Annotated in this window: 17 protein-coding genes, 2 tRNA genes and 2 pseudogenes; 17 read left to right on the forward strand and 4 right to left on the reverse strand. The window is 65.1% G+C overall.

Going from position 1 to position 20,369, the window contains the following annotated elements; all coding sequences use genetic code 11:
• Positions 1-34 precede the first annotated feature (34 nt).
• The 14 genes and pseudogenes from rsfS to tsaD all read left to right on the forward strand — a co-directional run bounded on the left by rsfS (position 35) and on the right by tsaD (position 14,682).
• The gene (gene rsfS / locus DF200_RS07550) at positions 35-442 is read left to right on the forward strand and encodes a ribosome silencing factor (protein WP_109137671.1); all 408 of its coding nucleotides are present in this window, start codon (positions 35-37) and stop codon (positions 440-442) included.
• A 23-nt stretch (positions 443-465) separates the two neighbouring features.
• Positions 466-1,155: a histidine phosphatase family protein gene (locus DF200_RS07555; RefSeq protein WP_241520191.1), complete on the forward strand. Its 690-nt coding sequence runs from the start codon at positions 466-468 to the stop codon at positions 1,153-1,155.
• Positions 1,156-1,328: 173 nt separating this feature from the next.
• Complete coding sequence (locus DF200_RS07560; protein ID WP_146192042.1) at positions 1,329-2,501, forward strand: hypothetical protein; 1,173 nt, start codon at positions 1,329-1,331, stop codon at positions 2,499-2,501.
• 230 nt (positions 2,502-2,731) lie between these two features.
• A tRNA-Ala gene (locus DF200_RS07565) sits at positions 2,732-2,804 on the forward strand.
• A 288-nt stretch (positions 2,805-3,092) separates the two neighbouring features.
• Positions 3,093-4,043: a magnesium transporter CorA family protein gene (locus DF200_RS07570; protein WP_109137674.1), complete on the forward strand. Its 951-nt coding sequence runs from the start codon at positions 3,093-3,095 to the stop codon at positions 4,041-4,043.
• Positions 4,044-4,054: 11 nt separating this feature from the next.
• Complete coding sequence (locus DF200_RS07575; RefSeq protein WP_158275809.1) at positions 4,055-4,897, forward strand: transporter substrate-binding domain-containing protein; 843 nt, start codon at positions 4,055-4,057, stop codon at positions 4,895-4,897.
• Positions 4,898-4,980: 83 nt separating this feature from the next.
• The gene (gene leuS, locus DF200_RS07580; RefSeq protein WP_109137676.1) at positions 4,981-7,968 is read left to right on the forward strand and encodes a leucine--tRNA ligase; all 2,988 of its coding nucleotides are present in this window, start codon (positions 4,981-4,983) and stop codon (positions 7,966-7,968) included.
• Between the two features lie 193 nt (positions 7,969-8,161).
• Entirely contained in the window at positions 8,162-8,962 is an 801-nt protein-coding gene (locus DF200_RS07585) for a ComEA family DNA-binding protein (protein WP_241520192.1), read from the forward strand.
• Between the two features lie 863 nt (positions 8,963-9,825).
• Positions 9,826-10,691 (forward strand): annotated as a pseudogene (locus tag DF200_RS07595) (ComEC/Rec2 family competence protein).
• Positions 10,692-10,707: 16 nt separating this feature from the next.
• A complete protein-coding gene (gene holA / locus DF200_RS07600; protein WP_109137678.1) occupies positions 10,708-11,688 on the forward strand; it encodes a DNA polymerase III subunit delta in 981 nt (326 codons plus the stop codon).
• Between the two features lies 1 nt (position 11,689).
• Positions 11,690-12,262 (forward strand): tRNA (adenosine(37)-N6)-threonylcarbamoyltransferase complex ATPase subunit type 1 TsaE, encoded by a 573-nt coding sequence (gene tsaE, locus DF200_RS07605; RefSeq protein ID WP_109137679.1) that lies wholly within the window; start codon positions 11,690-11,692, stop codon positions 12,260-12,262.
• Between the two features lie 31 nt (positions 12,263-12,293).
• Complete coding sequence (gene tsaB / locus DF200_RS07610; protein ID WP_109137680.1) at positions 12,294-13,100, forward strand: tRNA (adenosine(37)-N6)-threonylcarbamoyltransferase complex dimerization subunit type 1 TsaB; 807 nt, start codon at positions 12,294-12,296, stop codon at positions 13,098-13,100.
• Positions 13,100-13,639, forward strand: coding sequence for a ribosomal protein S18-alanine N-acetyltransferase (rimI, locus tag DF200_RS07615; protein WP_109137681.1), 540 nt, complete (start codon positions 13,100-13,102; stop codon positions 13,637-13,639). The genes tsaB and rimI overlap by 1 nt, the downstream gene beginning before the upstream one ends.
• Positions 13,636-14,682, forward strand: a complete 1,047-nt coding sequence (tsaD, locus tag DF200_RS07620) for a tRNA (adenosine(37)-N6)-threonylcarbamoyltransferase complex transferase subunit TsaD (RefSeq protein ID WP_109137682.1) — start codon at positions 13,636-13,638, stop codon at positions 14,680-14,682. The genes rimI and tsaD overlap by 4 nt, the downstream gene beginning before the upstream one ends.
• 56 nt (positions 14,683-14,738) lie before the next feature.
• Here tsaD and DF200_RS07625 read toward each other — a convergent pair whose 3' ends face one another.
• Positions 14,739-15,020, reverse strand: coding sequence for a helix-turn-helix domain-containing protein (locus tag DF200_RS07625; RefSeq protein ID WP_109137691.1), 282 nt, complete (start codon positions 15,018-15,020; stop codon positions 14,739-14,741).
• A 215-nt stretch (positions 15,021-15,235) separates the two neighbouring features.
• Between DF200_RS07625 and DF200_RS07630 the strand changes: the two genes are divergently transcribed.
• The gene (locus DF200_RS07630; protein WP_109137683.1) at positions 15,236-15,448 is read left to right on the forward strand and encodes a hypothetical protein; all 213 of its coding nucleotides are present in this window, start codon (positions 15,236-15,238) and stop codon (positions 15,446-15,448) included.
• A 153-nt stretch (positions 15,449-15,601) separates the two neighbouring features.
• Here DF200_RS07630 and DF200_RS07635 read toward each other — a convergent pair.
• Positions 15,602-15,678 (reverse strand) — tRNA-Arg (locus DF200_RS07635).
• Between the two features lie 158 nt (positions 15,679-15,836).
• Here DF200_RS07635 and DF200_RS07640 point away from each other — a divergent pair.
• Together DF200_RS07640 and DF200_RS07645 are read left to right on the forward strand one after the other, a co-directional pair.
• Positions 15,837-17,189 (forward strand): annotated as a pseudogene (locus tag DF200_RS07640) (Na+/H+ antiporter NhaA); the annotation flags it as partial.
• Positions 17,190-17,731: 542 nt separating this feature from the next.
• A complete protein-coding gene (locus DF200_RS07645) occupies positions 17,732-18,496 on the forward strand; it encodes an LOG family protein (protein WP_241520194.1) in 765 nt (254 codons plus the stop codon).
• 69 nt (positions 18,497-18,565) lie between these two features.
• Here the strand turns inward: DF200_RS07645 and DF200_RS07650 are convergent, their stop codons facing one another.
• Together DF200_RS07650 and DF200_RS07655 are read right to left on the reverse strand one after the other, a co-directional pair.
• Positions 18,566-19,258, reverse strand: a complete 693-nt coding sequence (locus DF200_RS07650) for an O-methyltransferase (protein ID WP_241520195.1) — start codon at positions 19,256-19,258, stop codon at positions 18,566-18,568.
• A gap of 2 nt (positions 19,259-19,260) precedes the next feature.
• Complete coding sequence (locus tag DF200_RS07655) at positions 19,261-20,220, reverse strand: succinate dehydrogenase/fumarate reductase iron-sulfur subunit (protein ID WP_109137687.1); 960 nt, start codon at positions 20,218-20,220, stop codon at positions 19,261-19,263.
• Between the last annotated feature and the right edge of the window lie 149 nt (positions 20,221-20,369).

A 20,369-nucleotide genomic window follows, 5' to 3' on the forward strand; every position in this document is an offset into this window, starting at 1 on the left:
AACGTCGACAACGCCAACAAAGAAAGGTGCACACGTGCCCGCAGCACAAGATTCCATCGATTCCGTCCGCATCGCCGCCCAGGCGGCCGACTCGGTCAAGGCCACGGACATCGTCGCCATCGACGTGAGCGAACCGGTCGGCATCACCGATGCCTTCCTCATCGCCTCCGGCTCGTCGGACCGGCAGGTGGTCGCCATAGCCGAGGAGATCGAACGGCAGCTCCATCTGCGCAAGGGCATGGATGCGCGCGAACGCGAAGGCTTCGATCTGGGGGAGTGGGTGCTGCTCGACTACGGCGATTTCGTCGCCCACATCATGCTGGACGACAAGCGCGAGTTCTACGACATCGAACGGCTGTGGAAGGACTGCCCGAACATCGATCTGCGGCTGGAGCATCCCGAATCGTCCCGGCCCGACGCCGTCGACGAGGCCGTTCGATGACGGAAAGAGGAGGGGAGCGCCCCATGCGCGTGCATTCCATCACGTTGGTCCGTCACGGCAGGACGGCCTACAATGCGGTCGGCAGGCTGCAGGGGCAGTCCGACATCCCCCTCGACGAGACCGGATTGTGGCAGGTGGAGCGCACCGGCGAATCATTGCGCACGCTCTACGTGACGAACTCGGGCAGACGGCAGATCGTCGTCAGCTCCGACCTCGGCCGGTCGATGCAGACCGCGCACGCCTTCGCCGATGCATTGGACCTTCCCGTCCATGCGGACCCCCGCGTCCGGGAACGGGATTTCGGCGAATGGGAGGGGCTGCGCCTTCGGGACATCCATGAGCGATGGCCGGAGGATTTCGCGTCCTTCATGTCCTTCCGGGGCGGCGAGATGAACCATGGCGCGGAGGCCAAGACCTCCGTCGGTTCACGGGGTGTCGCGGCCTTGGAGGATTGGTCCGGTCGGGCCGGGGACGACACCGACCTGTTCGTCTTCTCCCACGGCGCATGGATCTCGCAGACGCTGCAGGTGCTGTTGGGGCTCGCCGAGATCCATCCGGATTTCGCCTCGCTCATGTCGATGCGCAACGCGCATTGGTGCCGCCTGCGTCCGCTGGACCTGCCGGACGGTCCGACGCGTTGGAGGCTGGCCGCGTTCAACCATGGCCCGGCCATCGCGGAGATGTCCGGATGGGACGATCCCCAGCTGCCCTGAATCGTCGTCGTTCGGTGTTCCGGATGAGGCAGGTCCTGTGACGGTTTGTGGCCGATATCCGCTTTCCCCCGTTTTGTCGTCGTATTTCGCATACGCTACGTAACGACATACCAGAGCTATATGGTCATATAAGGGGTGTTGTGTTCAAGAAGTTCTTTACGAACATTTCGGCTGTGCCCATCATCGGAGGCGCCCTTGCCGCGGTGACGTCGTTCCTGCTGTCCGCCAAGATCGGTATCGGCGGCTCGGTCATCGGCGTCGCGGTCGGTTCGGTGGTCTCCGCCGTATCGTCGCAGCTGTACCAGAACGTGTTGAAGGTCTCCGGCCAGAAGATCCAGGAGAAGGTGGAATGGGTGGGCGGCCCTGATGCCGCCGGCGAGCCTCAGAAGGAGCGCAGGCCACGCATCGCCGGCGGATCGGGTGCGGCCGCCAAGGCGGCCACCAGGACCATGGGGCCGGTCGTCATGCATTCCGACGCCGTGGAGGATATGTCCGCGACGGATGGCGGCACCTCGGTCATGCATCCCGTCGATGACGGCGGAACGCGGGTCATGCCGCCGGTGACGTCCTCCGAAGCCGATGCGTCGGGGGCCACGCGCGTCATGCCCGCGGTTCCCGCGGACGCGTCCGATGCCGCCGACGGCTCGACGTCCGTCATGCCCGCCGTCGCCGGGGGAGCGGCCTCGGAGACGAAATCCACCGCCCCGGCGTCATTCGCCCCACGTTCGGCGTCGGGGACCGTGTCCCAGGGTGCCCATCATGCCGACGCGCGAAATGGTGCCGGCATGGATGCGAAGACGCGCAGGAAGGCCCTCGCCATCACCATCGCGGCCGCATTGATCGCCGTGGGCGTGACGTCGGCGCTCATCCTGGCCTTTACCGGCGGCCAGGGCACCGATGATGTGGTCAAGCGCAACCTGCCGAAGTCGGTTCAGACCACGCAGACCACGACGCCGAGTCCGCAACAGACGCAGGGCGTGACGCCGACGCCCCAGCAAACCGCGACCGACCAGCCGACCACGCAGAGCAACGGTTCGGACACGACGGACGATTCGGGGAACGGCTCAACCGGTTCCGATTCCGGCACGTCGAGCACCACCGGCGGCGATACAACGAACAACGGCTCGAACTCCACCGGTTCCGATTCCGGCACGTCGAGCACCACCGGCGGCGACACGACGAACAACGGCTCGGGCACCACCGGGTCGGAGAACGGCACCAGTGGGAACACGGGCACGAACAACGGCTCGAACTCCACCGGCGGCACCGAAAGCGGCACCGGCTCCACCGGCAATGCCACCGGGGACGGAACGACGGGTTCCGGCTCCGACGGTTCCGCCAACTGAACGAACCGTACCTCATCGAATCGGACAGGCGATGCCGAAGGGACCAGCGGCGTCTTCGGGTCTTTTTCCTCCTCGGAAACGGATCCGGAGACGGCGTCGCGTCCTGAAGCACCGTCCTGAAGCACATGTGACATCAGCGAGACACGCCGACATTGCGCGATGATTCGTATCGATGTAATATTTCATAGGTCCGAGCGAAGTGGTCTTCCATTTGTTCGGGATAGACCGACGGGGCTATGGCGCAGCTGGTAGCGCATCTCCATGGCATGGAGGGGGTCGGGGGTTCGAATCCCCCTAGCTCCACGATTATCATAAACCGGAATCCATTTGGGTTCCGGTTTTTCCATATCACACATGTTCCTCGGCGGAATCGATCCGGCCGTGGCGATCGAGTACGGGCATCGGATACGGGCATCGACGTTCCGACGGCAACGGTCCGTCCGCGCATATGAGGACGTGCCACGGCGTATGAAGTCCCGACGTGGACTATCCTTGATGTGGGTCCTTGGCAGCCTGGGTCAGACGGAACGGATTCGGCGACAGCGTAGGACATGCCACCACGATTGAAGGGCACAAGGCAGGTGACGGACGATGATGAGAACGTTTAGCACGGTGAACGGCCAGGTCGAGCAGATCGAGAAACCCACGCCGGGATCGTGGATATGCCTCAGTGAGCCCACCGATGTCGAGCTGGCCACCGTCGCGGAGGCGTGCAGCATCGATCTGGCCGATCTGCGCGCCCCGCTGGATGACGAGGAGCGGTCGCGCGTGGACGTCGAGGACAACTACACGATGATCATCGTCGACATCCCGACCGTGGAGGAACGCGGCGGACGTGACTGGTACGAGACCATCCCGTTGTCGATCATCATCGTCGACGACATCATCATCACCGTCTGCATGCAGGACACCCCGGTGCTGCATCCGTTCATGGAAGGCACCATCCGCGGATTCAACACGTTCATGAAATCCCGGTTCATCCTGCAGATCCTCTACCGCAACGCCACCATGTATCTGCGCTACCTGCGCATCATCGACCGGGAAAGCGACAAGCTCGAACTCAAGCTCCGCCACTCCATGCAGAACCGCGAGATCCTCATGCTGCTCGAACTGAGCAAGACGTTGGTCTACTTCACCACGTCGCTCAAATCGAACGAGATAGTCATGGAGAAGCTCAACACGCTCAGCCGGATACGGCAGTATCCCGACGACCAGGACCTGCTTGAGGACGTGATCATCGAGAACAAGCAGGCCATCGAGATGGCCAACATCTACAGCGGCGTTCTCGCGAACATGACCGACGCCTTCGCCTCCGTGGTGTCGAACAACCTGAACAACGTGATGCGCGTGTTCACCATCATCTCCATCACGCTGTCCATTCCCACGCTCATTTTCTCGATGTACGGCATGAACTTCGCCGAAGGCCAGTTGGGAATGCCGTTGACCGACAAGACATGGGGCTTCGCGGCGATCATCATCATATCGCTTATCGTCTCCGCGCTGGTGACCTGGTTCCTCACCCGATCGCGCATGTTCAAATGACGGGCGCCGTCATGGGGATGGCACGGCGTCGAAGGGCCGTTCGGAAGGCCCTGGCATCCAGGATCGCGGCGGGGCCGGCCGCCACCGCGATGACGACGACCCTCGGGGCCTGCGGACAGGCCCCGCTGGGCGCCAGCGAGATCATAGGGCCCCGGATCGTGATCGGCGTGACGTTCGACCAGCCGGCCATGGGCCTGCGCAAGGGAAGCCGTTACAGCGGGCTCAACGTGGAGGTCGCCGAATACGTGGCCCGCAAACTCGGCTATGCGCCGTGGCAGATCGTATGGGAGGACGCGCCCGAGGCCAGAAGGGAGTCGATGCTCGAAGACGGCGACGTCGATATGGTCACCGGCATGTACGTGGACGACGAAAGCCTGACGGCAGGTCACGAGGGCTCGGACCTCCCCTATGATTTCGCCGGATCGTACCTTGAGGACGATCAGGGCGTGATGGCGTTGAAGGAGGACACGGACATCGCGACGGTCGACGACCTCGCCGGACGCAAGATATGCGTCATCGAAGGCTCCACGACGGGGGACCGGCTGCAGCGCCGCCTGCACGGCCATGTGACGCTGGTGGGTCAACCCGGGGCGACGCAGTGCGCGACCGCGCTGCTCACCGGAATGGTCGATGCCGTCGGGGCACCGAAATCGGTGCTGAAGGGGCTGGCCGCGTCGGAAGGACAGTCGCGTGCGCACGTGCTCGACGGCGGATACGCCGGCGGACGGTACGGCATGGGATTGAGCAAGGGCAGCGACCGTCTCTCCGAACAGGTGAAGGCGGCCCTCGACGCCATGAAGTCCGACGGCTCATGGGACCGCGCATACCGCAGCACCCTGGGCGACGTTCACTAACTGGACGTCCCTCCGCGGCGTGTCCGCATGTTTGGCGATAATTGCCCCTGTTACATGGAGTCCGTTGAACAAAAAGGAGCATCATGGCGCAGGACGCTACCGATGTGAAGGACGTGCAGCACGACGGAAACGGGGAGCCCGCCTTCCGCTACAACGCCGCCTTGGCACAGAAGATCGAAGAGGACTGGCAGAAGCGCTGGGACGACGAAGGTACGTTCTGGGCCGCCAACGTGAACGGCGACCTCAAGGACGGCGAAGGCCGCAACGCGGAGGGACGCCCCTCCTACTTCGCCATGGACATGTTCCCCTACCCGTCCGGCAAGGGCCTGCATGTGGGCCATCCGCTCGGCTACCTCGCCTCCGACGTGGTCTCCCGCTACCACCGCATGAAGGGCGAGAACGTCCTGCATGCCATGGGCTACGACGCCTTCGGCCTGCCCGCCGAGCAGTACGCCGTGCAGACCGGGCAGCACCCGCGCATCACCACCGAGCAGAACATCGCCAACATGTCACGCCAGCTGCACCGTATGGGCCTGAGCTTCGACAACCGCCGCACCTTCGCCACCATCGACCCCGGCTACGTACGATGGACCCAGTGGATCTTCTCCCGCATCTATGACTCCTGGTACGACGACGACGCCACCAACCCGTCCGGCACGAAGGGGTCCGCCCGCCCGATCTCCGAGCTTGTAGCCAAGTTCGAGAACGGCGAGAAGGCCATCCCCGGCCACGAGACGGACGGCAAGGCATGGGACCAGCTCACCGACGCCGAACGGCAGGACATCCTCAACGACTTCCGCCTCGCCTACATCTCCAAGTCCCCGGTCAACTGGTGCCCGGGCCTCGGCACGGTGCTCGCCAACGAGGAGGTCACCGCCGAAGGCAAGTCCGAGCGCGGCAACTTCCCGGTCTTCCAGCGTGAGCTGCGCCAGTGGTCGATGCGCATCACCAAGTACGGCCACCGCCTCATCGAGGACCTCGACGGCATCGACTGGCCGGAGAAGGTCAAGCTCATGCAGCGCAACTGGATCGGCGAAAGCCACGGCGCGTCCGTGCACTTCGAGGTGGAGACCCCGGCCGGCGTCAAGGACATGGAGATCTACACCACCCGTCCCGACACCCTGTTCGGCACCACCTTCGCCGTCGTCTCCCCGGAGCACCATCTGCTTGAGGACGTGCCCGCCGAATGGCCTGCCGGAACCCCCGAGGATTGGAAGGGCGGCTACGCCACCCCGGTCGAGGCCGTGAAGGCGTATCGTCTCGCCGCCGAATCGAAGACCGCGAAGGACCGCGTCGACGAGGCGGGCGAGAAGACCGGCCTGTTCACCGGCCTGTACGCCGTCAACCCGATCACCGGCGCGAAGCTGCCGCTGTTCACCGCCGACTACGTGCTTATGGACTACGGCACCGGCGCGATCATGGCCGTGCCTGGCGGAGACCAGCGCGACTACGACTTCGCCGTCAAGTTCGGCCTGCCGGTCATCTACACCGTCAAGCCGCTGCCCGAATCCGGCGACGACCTCGCCAACTACGAGGGCAAGGCCCCGTTCGTCTCCCACGACGGCATCGTCATCAACTCCTCCGTCGAAGCCACCAAGGCCAAGGGCGACGCGCTCTCCCTCGACGGCCTGCGCGTGGACGACGCCATCGCCAAGGTCAACGCGTGGCTCGAAGCCGCCGGAGTGGGCAAAGGCACCGTCTCCTACAGGCTGCGCGACTGGCTGTTCTCCCGCCAGCGCTACTGGGGCGAGCCCTTCCCGATCGTCTACGGCGAGGACGGCACCCCGCACCTGCTGCCCGACTCCATGCTGCCGATCGGCCTGCCGGACGTGCCCGACTACCAGCCCCGCACCTTCGACCCGATGGACGCCGAATCCAACCCGGAGGCCCCGCTGAGCCGCAACGAGGACTGGGTCAAGGTCGAGCTCGACCTCGGCGACGGGCCGAAGACCTACTACCGAGACACCAACACGATGCCGAACTGGGCCGGCTCCTGCTGGTACTACATGCGCTACATCGACCCGACCGACACGGCCCACATGGTCGAGAAGGACGAGTTCGACTACTGGATGGGTCCGAACCACAACAGGTATTCCGGTGCCGAAGGCGGCGTGGACCTGTACATCGGAGGCGTCGAGCACGCCGTGCTCCACCTGCTGTACTCGCGCTTCTGGCACAAGATCCTCTTCGATCTGGGCTATGTGGAGTCCGCCGAGCCGTTCCACAAGCTGTTCAACCAGGGCATGATCCAGGCGTACGCCTACACCGACGACCGCGGACAGTATGTGCCGGCGGACGAGGTCGAGGAGGGGCCGGCCGGCCTCGACGGCGAACCCACGTTCACCTGGCACGGCGAGCACGCCAACCGCGAGTTCGGCAAGATGGGCAAGAGCCTCAAGAACATCGTCACCCCGGACTACATGTACGAGAACTATGGCGCGGACACCTTCCGCCTGTACGAGATGAGCATGGGGCCGCTGGACGAGTCCCGCCCGTGGAACACGCGCAACGTGGTCGGCGGCATGCGCTTCCTGCAGCGCCTGTGGCGAAACGTCGTCGACGAAAACACCGGCGAGACGCATGTCAGCGAGGACGCCCCGGACGTCAAGACGCTCAAGCTCCTCAACAACACGATCGCCGACGTGACCGTGGAGATGGAGAACATGCGGCCGAACACCGCCATCTCCAAGCTCATCGTGCTCAACAACCACCTCACCTCGCTGCCCGCCGTGCCGCGTGCCGCGGTGGAGCCGCTGATCCTCATGCTCTCGCCCATCTCCCCCCATATCTGCGAGGAGCTGTGGCGCAGGCTGGGCCACGGAAAGTCCCTGGCGCATGCGCCGTGGCCGGTCGCCGACGAACGCTACGTCGGCCAGGACACCGTCACCGCCGTCGTGCAGGTGAAGGGCAAGATCCGCGGCAAGCTCGAAGTGAGCCCCGACATCACGGCCGACGAGCTTGAGAAGCTCGCCCTCGCCCTGCCCTCCGTACAGGAACGTCTCGGCGGCGAGCCGCCACGCAAGGTCATCGTCAAGGCCCCGAAGATCGTCTCCGTGGTCCCGGCCAAGTGACACGCAGGATTCCTCCGGGAATCCTGCGCAGCGAAAGCCGGTGAACGATGCATGCGGACGGCCTGTGGCCATCGTCGATGTGGAGATGTGGATGGACGACCGGCCGTCCACATCGACGCATCGGGGGTGGTCCATCCGTCCACATTCCCCATGACGGTCGTCGGGGAAGCGCCGGGCCGTCCATAGTGGAGGCATGTCCGAAAACAAGACAACCGTTCCGCTGCCGTACCTGCCGGTCACCATGGTGCCGCTGCCGTCCGACCTCGGCGTGGACCATGCGGCGTTCGATGACGACATGGGGGCCTCCGAGACGGCCTCCCAGGGGAATCCGCCATTGCCCGGACGACGTTCCGGGGGAGGTCGCCTCCCCTCCAGCGGCGACTCCTCACCGAAACCGTCATTGATGCTGTCCATGCTGTCGGGGGTGTCTCCGGACGACCACGGCGCCGAGGAGCTGCTGGACAGGCATACGTCACGCAACGCCGCAAGGCTGACGCTCGACGGCCGACGCGCCGCCGTCATCATCCTGGTCCTTGCATTCGTGCTCAGCGTCAGCCTCACCATGCTGGCCCAACAGACAAGGCACGTGGACATCATGGCTGTGGATGGGACGGGCGCAGCGTCGACGGAGTCATCGGTGTCTCCGGCCGATCCGTCGGGCTCGGCGTCGCCGCGGTCCCCGGCCTCGTCGGCGGCATCACAATCGGCGGCATCGCAATCGGCGTCTTCCTCACCGGCCGCAAGCCCATCCCCGTCCTCCGACCCATCGGCCTCGGCCACCGTCGGGGGAACGTCGGCCGCCATAGACCTCAATACAGCCACAGCGGAGCAGCTGGAGACCATCAACGGCATCGGGCCGGTGACGGCGCGGAAGATACTCGACCACCGCACCCGGAACGGCAGGTTCTCCAACGTCGACGAGCTGCTTGACGTGCCGGGCATCGGCGCGAAGACCCTGGAGAAGATTCGGCCCCATGTAACGGTCGGAGCATGAACGTCCGGCAGGCCTCCGGGCCGCGCGCCGAACGGGAGAAGGGTAGCGTGGACCGAAGGATGATGCCGGCAGCGCTGGCCATATGGGCCACGCTGCTTGCCCAGCACGCCCTGGGGGGACGTTGGGACGCGGCCGTGATGGCCGTCACCGTGGTCTGCCTTACGGGAGGCGCCGTCGCGCTGATGCTGACCCGCGGCCCGTCGTCCGCGGAACCTCGGGACATCATCCCCCGCGGAGCCGGGCAATGCCTGTGGCATACGGCGGTGCTGCTCGTCGCGGTCGCCGCAGCCACGGTCTCCGGCGGCCTCTCGTGCCTGTCGGAGAGCCACGACCCGGTCTTCGAGTTCATGGGCTCCGGCGCGTCGGGACCCGTCGCCGTGACCGCGGTCGCCACGACGCCCGTCATGGCCTCCGGCAGGCGTGACGCCGACTGCCAGACCGATATGCTGGTGAAGACGATACTCATCCGGGACGTGGCCGCGCCATCGAACGCGACCATAAGGGTGTTCTCCGATGACGAGGCATGCCGGTGGAGGCAGGGCGCCACATACCGGATCTCGGGAACCCTGAAGACGGCGCGATTCGGCGCGGTGCCGTTCTGGCTGGATGTAGCGCATGCCGACGACGCCGTGCAGACGTCGCCGCCGTCGTGGTGGCGGAGCATGGCGACGAGAATGCAGGACGCGTTCCTCGCCCAGACCGATAGGCTCGATGACCAGGGGCGCATACTTGTTCCGGGACTGACTATCGGGGTGCTCGGCCAGGACGTCCACCGCCGGACGGATGAGGGCCCGGCGCCGGTGGACGACACCTACGCGCGTCTGCTGGAGGAGGATTTCAAACGTTCGGGAATCATGCATCTCATGGCGGTCTCCGGAAGCCACTTCGTCCTGGCCGCGGAGCTTGTGCGCCGGTGCTGCGCACGGTTCCTCGCGCCCCGTCGGCTTGCCGCGGGCTGCATCATCGGCGCATACGCCCTGCTCGTCGCATTGGTGTACCCATCGGATTCCGTGCTGCGCGCCGCGACCATGGGCATGGTCTGCGTGGCCGGGCTGTTCCTCGGCCGCCGCGCCCAGTCCCTGTCGTCGTTGAACTGGACGGTGATCGCCGCGTTGCTCGCCAGCCCCGCTACGGGTTCGCGCTGTCCTGCGCGGCCGTGTACGGCATCGTACTGCTTGACCCCGCGCTCTCCCGCATGCTCCGGGGATTCCTGCCGTCGGCGTTGGCGGGCGCCATCTCGGTGACGGTGTGCGCGCAGGTTCCCACCCTGCCCGTCCAGGTGATGATGAATCCGCAGGTGCCGTTGCTGGCGGTTCCGGCGAACGTGGTCACGGCGCCCGTGGTGGGCGTCACGACAATCGTCGGCCTCGCCGCATTGCTCGTCTCGTGGGCCGTGCCCTGGCTCGGACATGGGCTGGTCCTCGTGGCGTCCCTGGGCACGGCGGCGCTTGAACGGTGCGCCACCCTGCTGGGTTCGGCCCCCTTCGGCACACTGGTATGGCCGGACGGCGCGGCCGGTGCGGTCGCCATGATAGTGTCGGAGCTGGCCTGCATGGCCGTCGTCGTGGCGATTGCGGGAGCCATACGAGCCATCGGGCGCCCCGGACCGTCCGACGTCGGCGCCTCGCCCCATGAATCGGTGGGAACGCCATACCGGGCCACGCCGATGTCACGGTGGAGGGCATGGTGGCGTGAGACATGCGCCATGCTGTTCGATGTCCAGCATTGACGGAAGATTAGGATTCATGCCAGCATCAGCGTCACATCGGAATTCCCCCATGAGCATCGTGTTCGGCGGCGACGGGTTCCTCAACGAGCAGACCGTGAAGGACCTGTGTCACCAGGCATGCGAACGCAGACCCGACGCGGAGCTCATCGAACTCGACGCGGCCTCATGCGACGTCTACGCCTTCGACGAGGCCGTCAGCCCGTCGCTGCTGTCCGACGCCGCCGTGGTCAGGATCGACAACCTGCAAAGCGCCGACGACAGGCTGGGCGACGCCATGGTCGACTACCTGAAACACTGCGACGGCGATGCCGGATGCCCCACTGTGCTGGTCTGCCGGCATGAAGGCGGCATGAAGGGCAAACGCATCGTCGACGCGCTCAAGAGAGCGGGGGCGGACGTGGTGCAGGTCCCCGACCTGAAGAAGGCCGACGCCAAAATCAACTACGTGTACCAGTGCTTCGAGCGGAGGGGCAGACGCGTCGACCCCGTCGCGGCGCAGCAGCTGGTGAACGTGCTCGGCGGCAGAACGGGCGAGCTCTCCGCCATGTGCGCCCAGCTGTGCTTCGACTTCGACGACGACCCCATCGGCGTTGACCGGGTGAACCAGTATCTCACCGCAAGCCCCCAGGTCACCGGATTCGCCGTCGCCGACAAGGCCGTGGAGGGGCGTGCCGCCGAGGCGATCGTGGCCATGCGTTCCGCCATCGCCCAAGGCACCGATCCCATAGCCCTGATCGGCGCGCTCGCCATGAAGCTGCGCACCATGGCCAAGGCGTCCGCCGTGCGCGTCGGCACGATCAGCCAAGCGGAGGCGAACATCAACCCGTGGGTGCTGAAGAACGCCGGCAGGCAGCTCTCCGGATGGTCGTCCGACGGCATGAGGCGTTGCATCGGGATGCTCGCATGGGCGGACGAGCAAAGCAAGACCAACGGGGGAGACCAGGTCTATGCCTTGGAACGGGCCATCGAGACCATAGCGGCGAAAGGACGGAACTGACATGACCGGAGAACGAACGGCCACCGCACGCACCGCGGAGGACATGCGCAGGGTGGGGCGCCGCGTGGCGTCCATGGTGCGGGGAGGCGACGTACTACTGCTGTCGGGCCCGCTCGGCGCTGGCAAAACCACCTTCGCCCAGGGATTCGGCGCCGGCCTCGGCATCACCGAGCCCATCGTCTCGCCCACGTTCACCATAGCCCGCGAACTGGAGGGGCGTTTCGGCGACGGGTCGCCGGCCCATCTGGTGCACGTGGACGCCTACCGTCTGGGAGGCAGCGCATACGCCCCCGGCCAGGACGCCGTGGGCAGGCTGCTCGACGAGCTCGAATCCCTGGGACTGGACGAAGAGCTTGAGGATCCCAGCGACGACACCGTCGTGCTCATGGAATGGGGAGAGCAGATGGTCGCGGCATTGGCCCCGGAACGGTTGGAGATCCACATCGACCGTCCACTGGATGCGGATGGGCGTGATGCCGACCCGGACGCGGAGCTGACCAGCGACGGCGTCCGCATCGTCACCCTCATACCCGTGGGCGACGCGTGGGAGAGGCGGATGGGCTCCGCGTTGTAGACTCTTACAGGTCGTAGCAAGGAGAGACATAATGGGATGCACGCTGGTGATCGACACCTCATACGGGTCGACGGTCGGCATAGTGGGCCATGAGCCGATGGTCGAAACCGATTCTCGCACGCACGTCGAACGACTGCGGAACAACATCGCGCATGTCGTGGACGCGGCCGGGGCCACCCCCGCGGACATCAAGACCATCGTGGTCGGCGTCGGCCCGGCGCCGTTCACCGGCCTGCGCGCCGGCATCGTCACCGCCAAGGCGCTCGCCTTCGCCACCGGGGCGGAACTCATCGGCCGCAACGTGCTCGAACCGCAGGCGCAGTGGAATCTCATCCGACGCGGCAAGGACGGCACATCCAACGATCCGGGGACACGGCATACGCTCACGCTCGCCGTGAACGACGCACGCCGCAGGCAGCTGTACTTCGCATTGTGCGACGATCCGTCGGCAGACGGCAACCGCGATGCGATGCCGTCGCGTCCGATCATCGACATGGACATCGACTATCCGGCATCCATCGTGGAACGGGTGAACGCCGCGGTGAGGGCCTGGCGGGAACGGGCGGGAGTCGACGTGGTCGTCGACGTCGTCGGCCACGGCGCCGCCCGATACGCCGATGCACTGTCCGCGATCGAACATGTGGGCGACATCGTCGATGAATCGGTGTTCGACGGCGGCGAACAGGGGCTTTCCGTCTTCGCGTCCGACGCGCTGCTCGCCCATGAACGCAATCCGGAAACGCCGGTCGAGCCGCTGTACCTGAGGCGTCCGGACGTGTCCGTGCCGAATCCGCTCAAGCATGTGCTCAACCATGCCGGCGCCGAAAGGACCGCATGATGCTGCATCGTCTGGACGAGCTGGACCGCGAGACCGCGGTCACGGCGTTCCGGGACATGGAGACCGAGCTGTTCGGCGCCCACGCGTGGAGCGAGAGTGCGATACGGCAGGAACTCGACGCCCCCGCACGCACCTATCTGTTCGAGACGGAGGATGCGGACGAGGAGTCCTCCGGGGGGCAGGTGCAGGCGTCGGACATCCGCGGATTCGCCGGCTTCTGGTACGACGGCGACGATGCGGAGATCATGGACGTGGGCGTACGCCGCCCCTGTCAGCGAAGGGGCATCGCATGGCGGCTGATGAACGCGCTCGTCGACGAGGCCTGCCGTCAGGGAGCGAACCGTATGCTGCTGGAGGTGCGGGTGGACAACACCGCCGCCCTGGGCCTGTACCGGCGTCTTGGATTCGAACGCATCGGACTGCGACGCCGGTATTATCAGCCGGAAGGCGTGGACGCCTATGTCATGGCATTGGAATTGAAGGAACGCGTCGTCGGATTCCGGCCGGCGGCGCACGTCAGCGGGGAGAGGAACCTATGAGCGAACCGATCGTACTGGGCATCGAATCCACCTGCGACGAAACAGCGGCCGCAATCGTCCAGGGACGTACGCTGCGGTCCAACGTCGTCGCGTCATCCATGAACGAACACGCCCGGTACGGCGGCGTGATTCCGGAAATCGCCTCGCGCGCGCATGCGGAGGCCTTCGTCCCGGTGGTGGGGAAGGCGCTTGCCGACGCCGGTCTTGAACTCTCCGACGTGGACGCCATCGCCGTCTCCGCGGGCCCCGGTCTGGCTGGATGTCTCGCCGTCGGCGTGTCCGGCGCCAAGGCGCTCGCCTATGCGGCGAACAAGCCCCTGTACGGCGTCAACCACGTCATCGGACACATCGCGGTCACCCAGCTGCAGTTCGGCCCGTTTCCCGACGACACGCTGGCGCTCATCGTCTCGGGCGGCCATACGTCGCTGCTGCATGTGAGGGATGTGGCCCGTCACGTCGACGTGGTCGGCACCACGTTGGACGACGCGGCGGGGGAGTGCTTCGACAAGGTGGCGCGTCTGCTTGGATTCCCCTATCCGGGAGGCCCCCACATCGACCGTCACGCGCGGCTGGGCGACCCCCGCGCCATCCGGGTCCCGCAGGGCCTCACCCAGGGCAAGGCGGCGGCGCGGCATCCATACGATTTCAGCTTCTCGGGCGTCAAGACCGCGGTGGCCCGGTGGATAGAGGAGCAGCGGGCCCTCGGCAACGAGATCCCGGTGGACGACGTATGCGCGTCCCTGGCGGATTCCGTCGCCTCGGTGTTGGCGAAGAAGGCCATCAACGGATGCCGTCGGTTCGATTCGCGGACGCTGATCGTCGGCGGAGGCTTCTCCGCGAACTCGCAGCTGCGTACGAAGCTGGCCGAGGTCGGTGAGGACAACGGGGTTCAGGTGCGCATACCGCGAATCGGGTTGTGCACCGACAACGGCGCCATGGTGGCCATGCTCGGCGTCAATCTCGTCGAGGCGGGCGTCGGTCCGAGCAGCCCCGGTTTCCCCATCGATTCGGCGATGCCGATGTCGAAGATCCTCATGGACTGATTCCGAGAAAACAGTGGGACGCGCATGGGGCGGCGGAATGACGCCGCCCCACGCGACTATCGTGCGGTCACGTCGAGTTCGCGCTGCAGTACCTGGAACTCGATCTGCATCTGCTGGGCGAGTTCCAGGAAGCTGACGTCGAGCGCGTCGCCGATCGCCCATATCTTGTCATATCCCACCGAACGTTCGCCACGTTCGATGCGTCCCATGTAGGATCGGTCTATTCCGGCCAGTTGGGCCAGGCGTTCCTGGCTGAGATGGCGGGCGTTGCGCAGTTGGACCACGGCCATGCCGAAGGCCCTGCGACGGAGAGCGGGAAGCGAGGAATTATTGGTCATATGGATATGGTCCACGACATGGGCATATCAGTCCACGGACTATAGTCCTCATTTTTCTGTAGGCTGTTGAAAGACGGCCGCATTGGCGGCGGGCGTCATACCCCTTGCGCGAGCATGCCACACGCGGGGAGATCGTCATACGGTTCGCGTGGTGCTAGAATACGCCGGTGAAATGCTTCGCGGGCTGGGTGATGTATCGGGGCGAGGAGGATCGTATGGACATCATGGCCGAGCTGGACTACATCGGAGGCAACACCGCCGCAGTCGCCGATCTGTTGTCGAACGTCGATGACGACACGCTGACGGATGTGTTCGAGACGCTCGATCCGATGAACCAGTCGTTCATCAGGAACATCGCCGGCGTGGAGATGATTCGCCGGGGCATCGTCCTTGACGACGGTTCCGAGGCGTATGCCGTGCAATGGTGATTCATGCCCCGGCATACATCCGTGCCGGGGCATGTCGTTGCCGGGATAGGCGTCGTCGCTGTGGTGGACGTCATTATGGTGGACGCCGCTGTGGATATGAAAAAAGCTGTAGATATGAAAAACCGTGATATCCATCGGATATCACGGCAGCAATGGTGCGCCAGACAGGATTCGAACCTGCAACCTTCTGATCCGTAGTCAGATGCTCTAATCCATTGGGCTACTGGCGCATATTGCCTAAACAGGCAACTCGATAAATATATCGCCATGAATGCAATGATGCAATATCGGCGTGTCGCGCTATTTTTCCTTGGAATGACGGGTCTCGTGTTCGGAAAATGTTAAGACAAAATGCCATGCTGGATGAAATCGACAGGGAGGAGCGCACATGGCCAAGGCAGCCGTCACGACCGCATGGGGGAGGATCAATCGCATCGCGGCATCGGACAAAGTCTCCGGACTGGTGATGCTCGGATTCGCCCTGGCGGGACTGCTGCTCGCCAACATACCCGCCAGTGCGCATGTGTTCGAGGCGATTGCGGAATATCACGTGGGCATACCCTCCACGAACCTCGACCTGCCGATCGGGCATTGGGCCCAGGACGGCCTGCTCACCGTGTTCTTTCTTGTGGTGGGACTGGACCTCAAGCAGGAGCTGACCACCGGCTCGCTGTCGAATCCGCGCGCAGCGGCTGTGCCCATGGCCTGCGCGGTGGGCGGCATGGTCGTTCCCCCGCTGCTGTTCCTTCTGGTCTCCACGCTGTTCTCATACTTCGGTCCCGGCGGCGTCGGCAACGCGGTGATCGCCACGGGGAGCGTCCTGCCCTCCACGGAGATCGCGCAGGGATGGGCGGTCCCGATGGCCACGGACATCGCCTTCTCCCTGGCGGTGCTGGCGTTGTTCGCCAAAGGGCTGCCCGGTTCTATCCGCGCGTTCCTCATGACCCTCGCCACGGTGGACGACCTGCTCGCTGTCATCATCATCGCCGTGTTCTTCTCATCGCTCAACGACTGGTACTGGTTCGTCGGCATCATCGTATGCGCCGCCATATGGTCCGTCCTCGTCAAACGTCGTCATGTGCCGTGGCCGCTCGTCGCGGTCGTGGGCATTCTGGCGTGGGTGATGATGTTCGAGGCGGGCGTGCATCCGACGCTTGCCGGCGTGCTCGTCGGACTGCTGACCCCCGCCCGGGAGATGTACGGGGAGTCCACGCCCCGCGCGGAACGGTACAAGGACAAGCTCCAGCCGTTCTCGGCGCTGCTGGCGTTGCCGATCTTCGCCCTGTTCGCCACGGGCGTGCGTTTCGAGGCGCTCAGCCCGAGGATGCTGGTCTCGCCCGTGGTGCTGGGCATCGTCATCGCCCTGGTGGCAGGCAAGCCGATCGGCATCATGGCCACCGCATGGATCTCCACCCATCTGGCGGGACTCAACCTGGCCAAGGGACTGAAGGTGCGGGATCTGTTTCCCGCGGCATGCGCATGCGGCATCGGATTCACCGTGTCCTTCCTCATCGCGTCGCTGGCCTATGCCGATTCGGAGCTTTCCGGTGAGGCGCGGTTCGGCGTTCTGGTCGGCTCGCTGCTGTCTGCGGCGGTGTCGGGAGTGCTGCTCAGCCGGCAGGCACGGCGGTACCGGGAGCTCAACGCCGATCGCGAGATCGCCGAGGCGGCACGGAAGGCCGCCGGCAGCAGGGACATCGATGTGGAGCAGGTGCTCGCCGATGGGTCCGTGACCATATCGATGAGCGATCTGAGCCCCGAGGCGGTGGCAAGATACAAGGCCCGCCACGCGCAGGACCCATCCGATCCGCAGGACGGTGCAGAGGAGGCCGCCGGCGCGAAGCCGGCACGCCGCATGCGCCGGCGGCTCGGTATATTCCGCAGGGGCGGCGAGAAGGGGCATCAGGCCAAAAAGCAGCATCATGCCCGTACCCCGAAGCGCAGGCATCCGGGCAGGTGACGCTCCTCCGGCTCCGGACCGGCTCCGGACGATGCCAGCCGTGGGCCGTTCCCGCATACGTGAATGACGTGTTAATTCACGGGGAATTCCGCCATGGACGGCAACGGCGTCCCCCGTCGTCCGCCGGCAGTCCTGTTAGGCTATTGAGCAGTCGGCAAGGAGTGTGACATATGGCGAGACTCGTCAGGAAGAGCGAAGGGAAGAAAGCGAAGGGTATGCGCGAGCGCGACGACGTGCAGGCCGCCAAGAAGAAGGACAAGGCCCTCAAGCGCAGGAACCTCACCGACCGGGAGCATGATGCGGCGACGGTCGCCGACAATGGCATGGACGTCCCCGAGACCACGGGCGAGAAGAGCTCCCCGCTGGGCGGCACCTACTACCGTGGGCCGGTGGTGATGCGCGGATCGATGATCCCGAAGGACACCACCAGCGGCAACCTGCTGCGGCGTGACGACCGTACGGACTGGCTGCATATGGACCCGTGGCGGGTGCTGCGGATCCAGGCGGAATTCGTCGATGGATTCGGCGCCCTGGCCGAGGTGGGGCCCGCGGTCACCGTGTTCGGTTCGGCCCGCACCAAGCGCAGCGAACCCGCATACAAGGCGGCTCGGCGCATGGGCAAGCTGCTGGCGGAACGCGGCGTGGCCACGATCACGGGAGGCGGACCGGGCATCATGGAGGCCGCGAACAGGGGCGCGTCGCTGGCCGGAGGCAAGTCGGTAGGATTGGGCATAGAGCTGCCGCACGAGCAGGGACTGAACAACTATGTGAATCTCGGCATGACGTTCCGGTATTTCTTCGTGCGCAAGACCATGTTCGTCAAATACTCGTCCGGGGTGATTGTATGCCCGGGCGGTTTCGGCACGTTGGACGAGATGTTCGAGGTTCTCACGCTGGTGCAGACCCACAAGGTCACCACCATGCCGATCGTGCTGTTCGACACGGAATACTGGAAGGGGCTGTTCGACTGGATCAACGGCACGCTTGCCGACCGGGGCATGATCTCGGCGCTTGACCCGAATCTCGTCACCCTCACCGACGATCCCGACGAAGCGGTCGAATACGCCACGCATCTGATCGGATACTGACGGCTAGGATACCGACTGTTCGGGCACTGACTGTCGGATACCGACTGTTCGGGGAAGCGGAACGGCGGCCTATGCCTGCTCCGGCAGCTTGAGGCTGAGGATCATGCCGGTCCCGATGGGGACGACGCTTGAGGAGAACCGTTCGTCGGCCATGGCGAAATCGATGAGCTGACGCATGCGGGTCGCTTTGCCGCAGCGGTCGGACGGGTTGAGCAGTCCTCCGCGGGAATCGGCGTTCTCCAACGCCAGAGCGTCGCACAGCATCAGGACCCCGCCGGCGCGGAGCAGGCGATGCGCCTGGTCGTATGCATCCGCGTAGTTCTGCTCGTCCCCGGAGATGATGACCAGGTCATAGTCGTCGTCGTTGAGCCGGGGGAGGAACACATCCGCCTTGGCATTGACGATGCGCAGCCTTACATCGAAGCGCATCCCGCTTATGATTTCGCGGATCGCCGACGCGCCCGCCGCCAGGGAGTCCACCACGGTGAGCTGCCGTGCGTCGGCGTCCGGCAACCGGTCAAGTCCGGCCATGAGATGCAACGACTCCATGATGGCGCCGGTGCCGAGGATGATGACGGAACGGGCATCGAGCTGTCGCGCCTCGAAGGCCAGAAAATCGGCCTGAGACGCCGACCCCGGGGTAAAGCCCGTCTCCCCGGCCTGTTCACGAAGCCGGGTGAGGTCGTCGGATTCGTTGACCAGGGCGGCGTTCTCGATGAACTCCCAACCCTTGGCGATATTGGTGAATTCCCTTCTGTTCATCGTCACTGCAGCGCCGCCTTGGCCGCATCGACCTTCTGAATCGTCTGCCACAGTTCCTCGCCCACGTCGATGCCTTTCGGACAATGCATTGAGCAGGCGCGCACGGACTGGCATGCCGCGGATCCGTCCGGCCCCATCAGCGCCTCAAGACGTTCCCTGCCTGCCCCGTCTCGGGAATCGTTGAGGAACCGCGAGGAGAGGATCATGGCGGCCGGGCCGACGAAGGCCTCGCCGCCGGCATAGACCGGGCAGCTGCCTTCGCACACGCCGCAGGCGATGCAGTTGCTGAGCAGTTCGTAGCGCTTCAGCTGCTCGGGGTTCTGCAGATATTCGAACGCGTCGACCTTGCCGTTCGGGGCGGTCTTCAATTCGCCGGACGCCTGAAGATACGGCTTGAGACGACGAATCTGGTCGAGCATGGGATCGATGTCGGCGATGAGGTCCCGGCGGGTCGGGAAACCCGGCAATGCGGCCAGCTCGATGACCAGCGGGGTGTCGGGGTCGAGTGCGTCGAGATCGATGGCGCGGTCGGAGGAGTCCAGCGGCTCTCCGGTGGGGCGGAAGCCGTCCTCGTTGGCGAATTCGGGGGAATCCGGCTTCACCCAGTCGCGGATCTTCGCCGTGCACAGCAGCGTGGGGGTGCCGTTGATGGCCACTGCGTCGGATCCGCACATCCCGTGGCCGCACGAGTACCGGAACGCCAGGGAGGGATCCTGCTCGCGTTTCACCGACAGCAGGCAGTCGAGCACGGAATCGCTGGCGTGCGCGCTTACGGTGTAGTCCTGTGTCCAGCGCCTGCCACGCACACGATTCGACCGGGCGCCGGCGTTCGACCCGCCGAACGGCGACTTCGAGCCGAATGGGCTGCCGCCGCGACGACGCCCCGCACGCTCGGGCTTGGGGGTGAAACGGGCGATGCGCAGGGTCACCGACAGCACACGGTCGGTCGCGGCAATGGTCATTTCGTTGGTTCTCCTCAATCGTTGGCTACCGACATCATAGTCTACCGGCGCGTCGGATCGCGATGCGCCGGCCGACGTGACTCATGTTTTTTGAGCGCGTAATGGTTAGTGGTGCCTCATCGGAAATGAGCGCGAACGGTACCGGTCCT

Source organism: Bifidobacterium catulorum (assembly GCF_003129925.1).
GTDB lineage: Bacteria > Actinomycetota > Actinomycetes > Actinomycetales > Bifidobacteriaceae > Galliscardovia > Galliscardovia catulorum.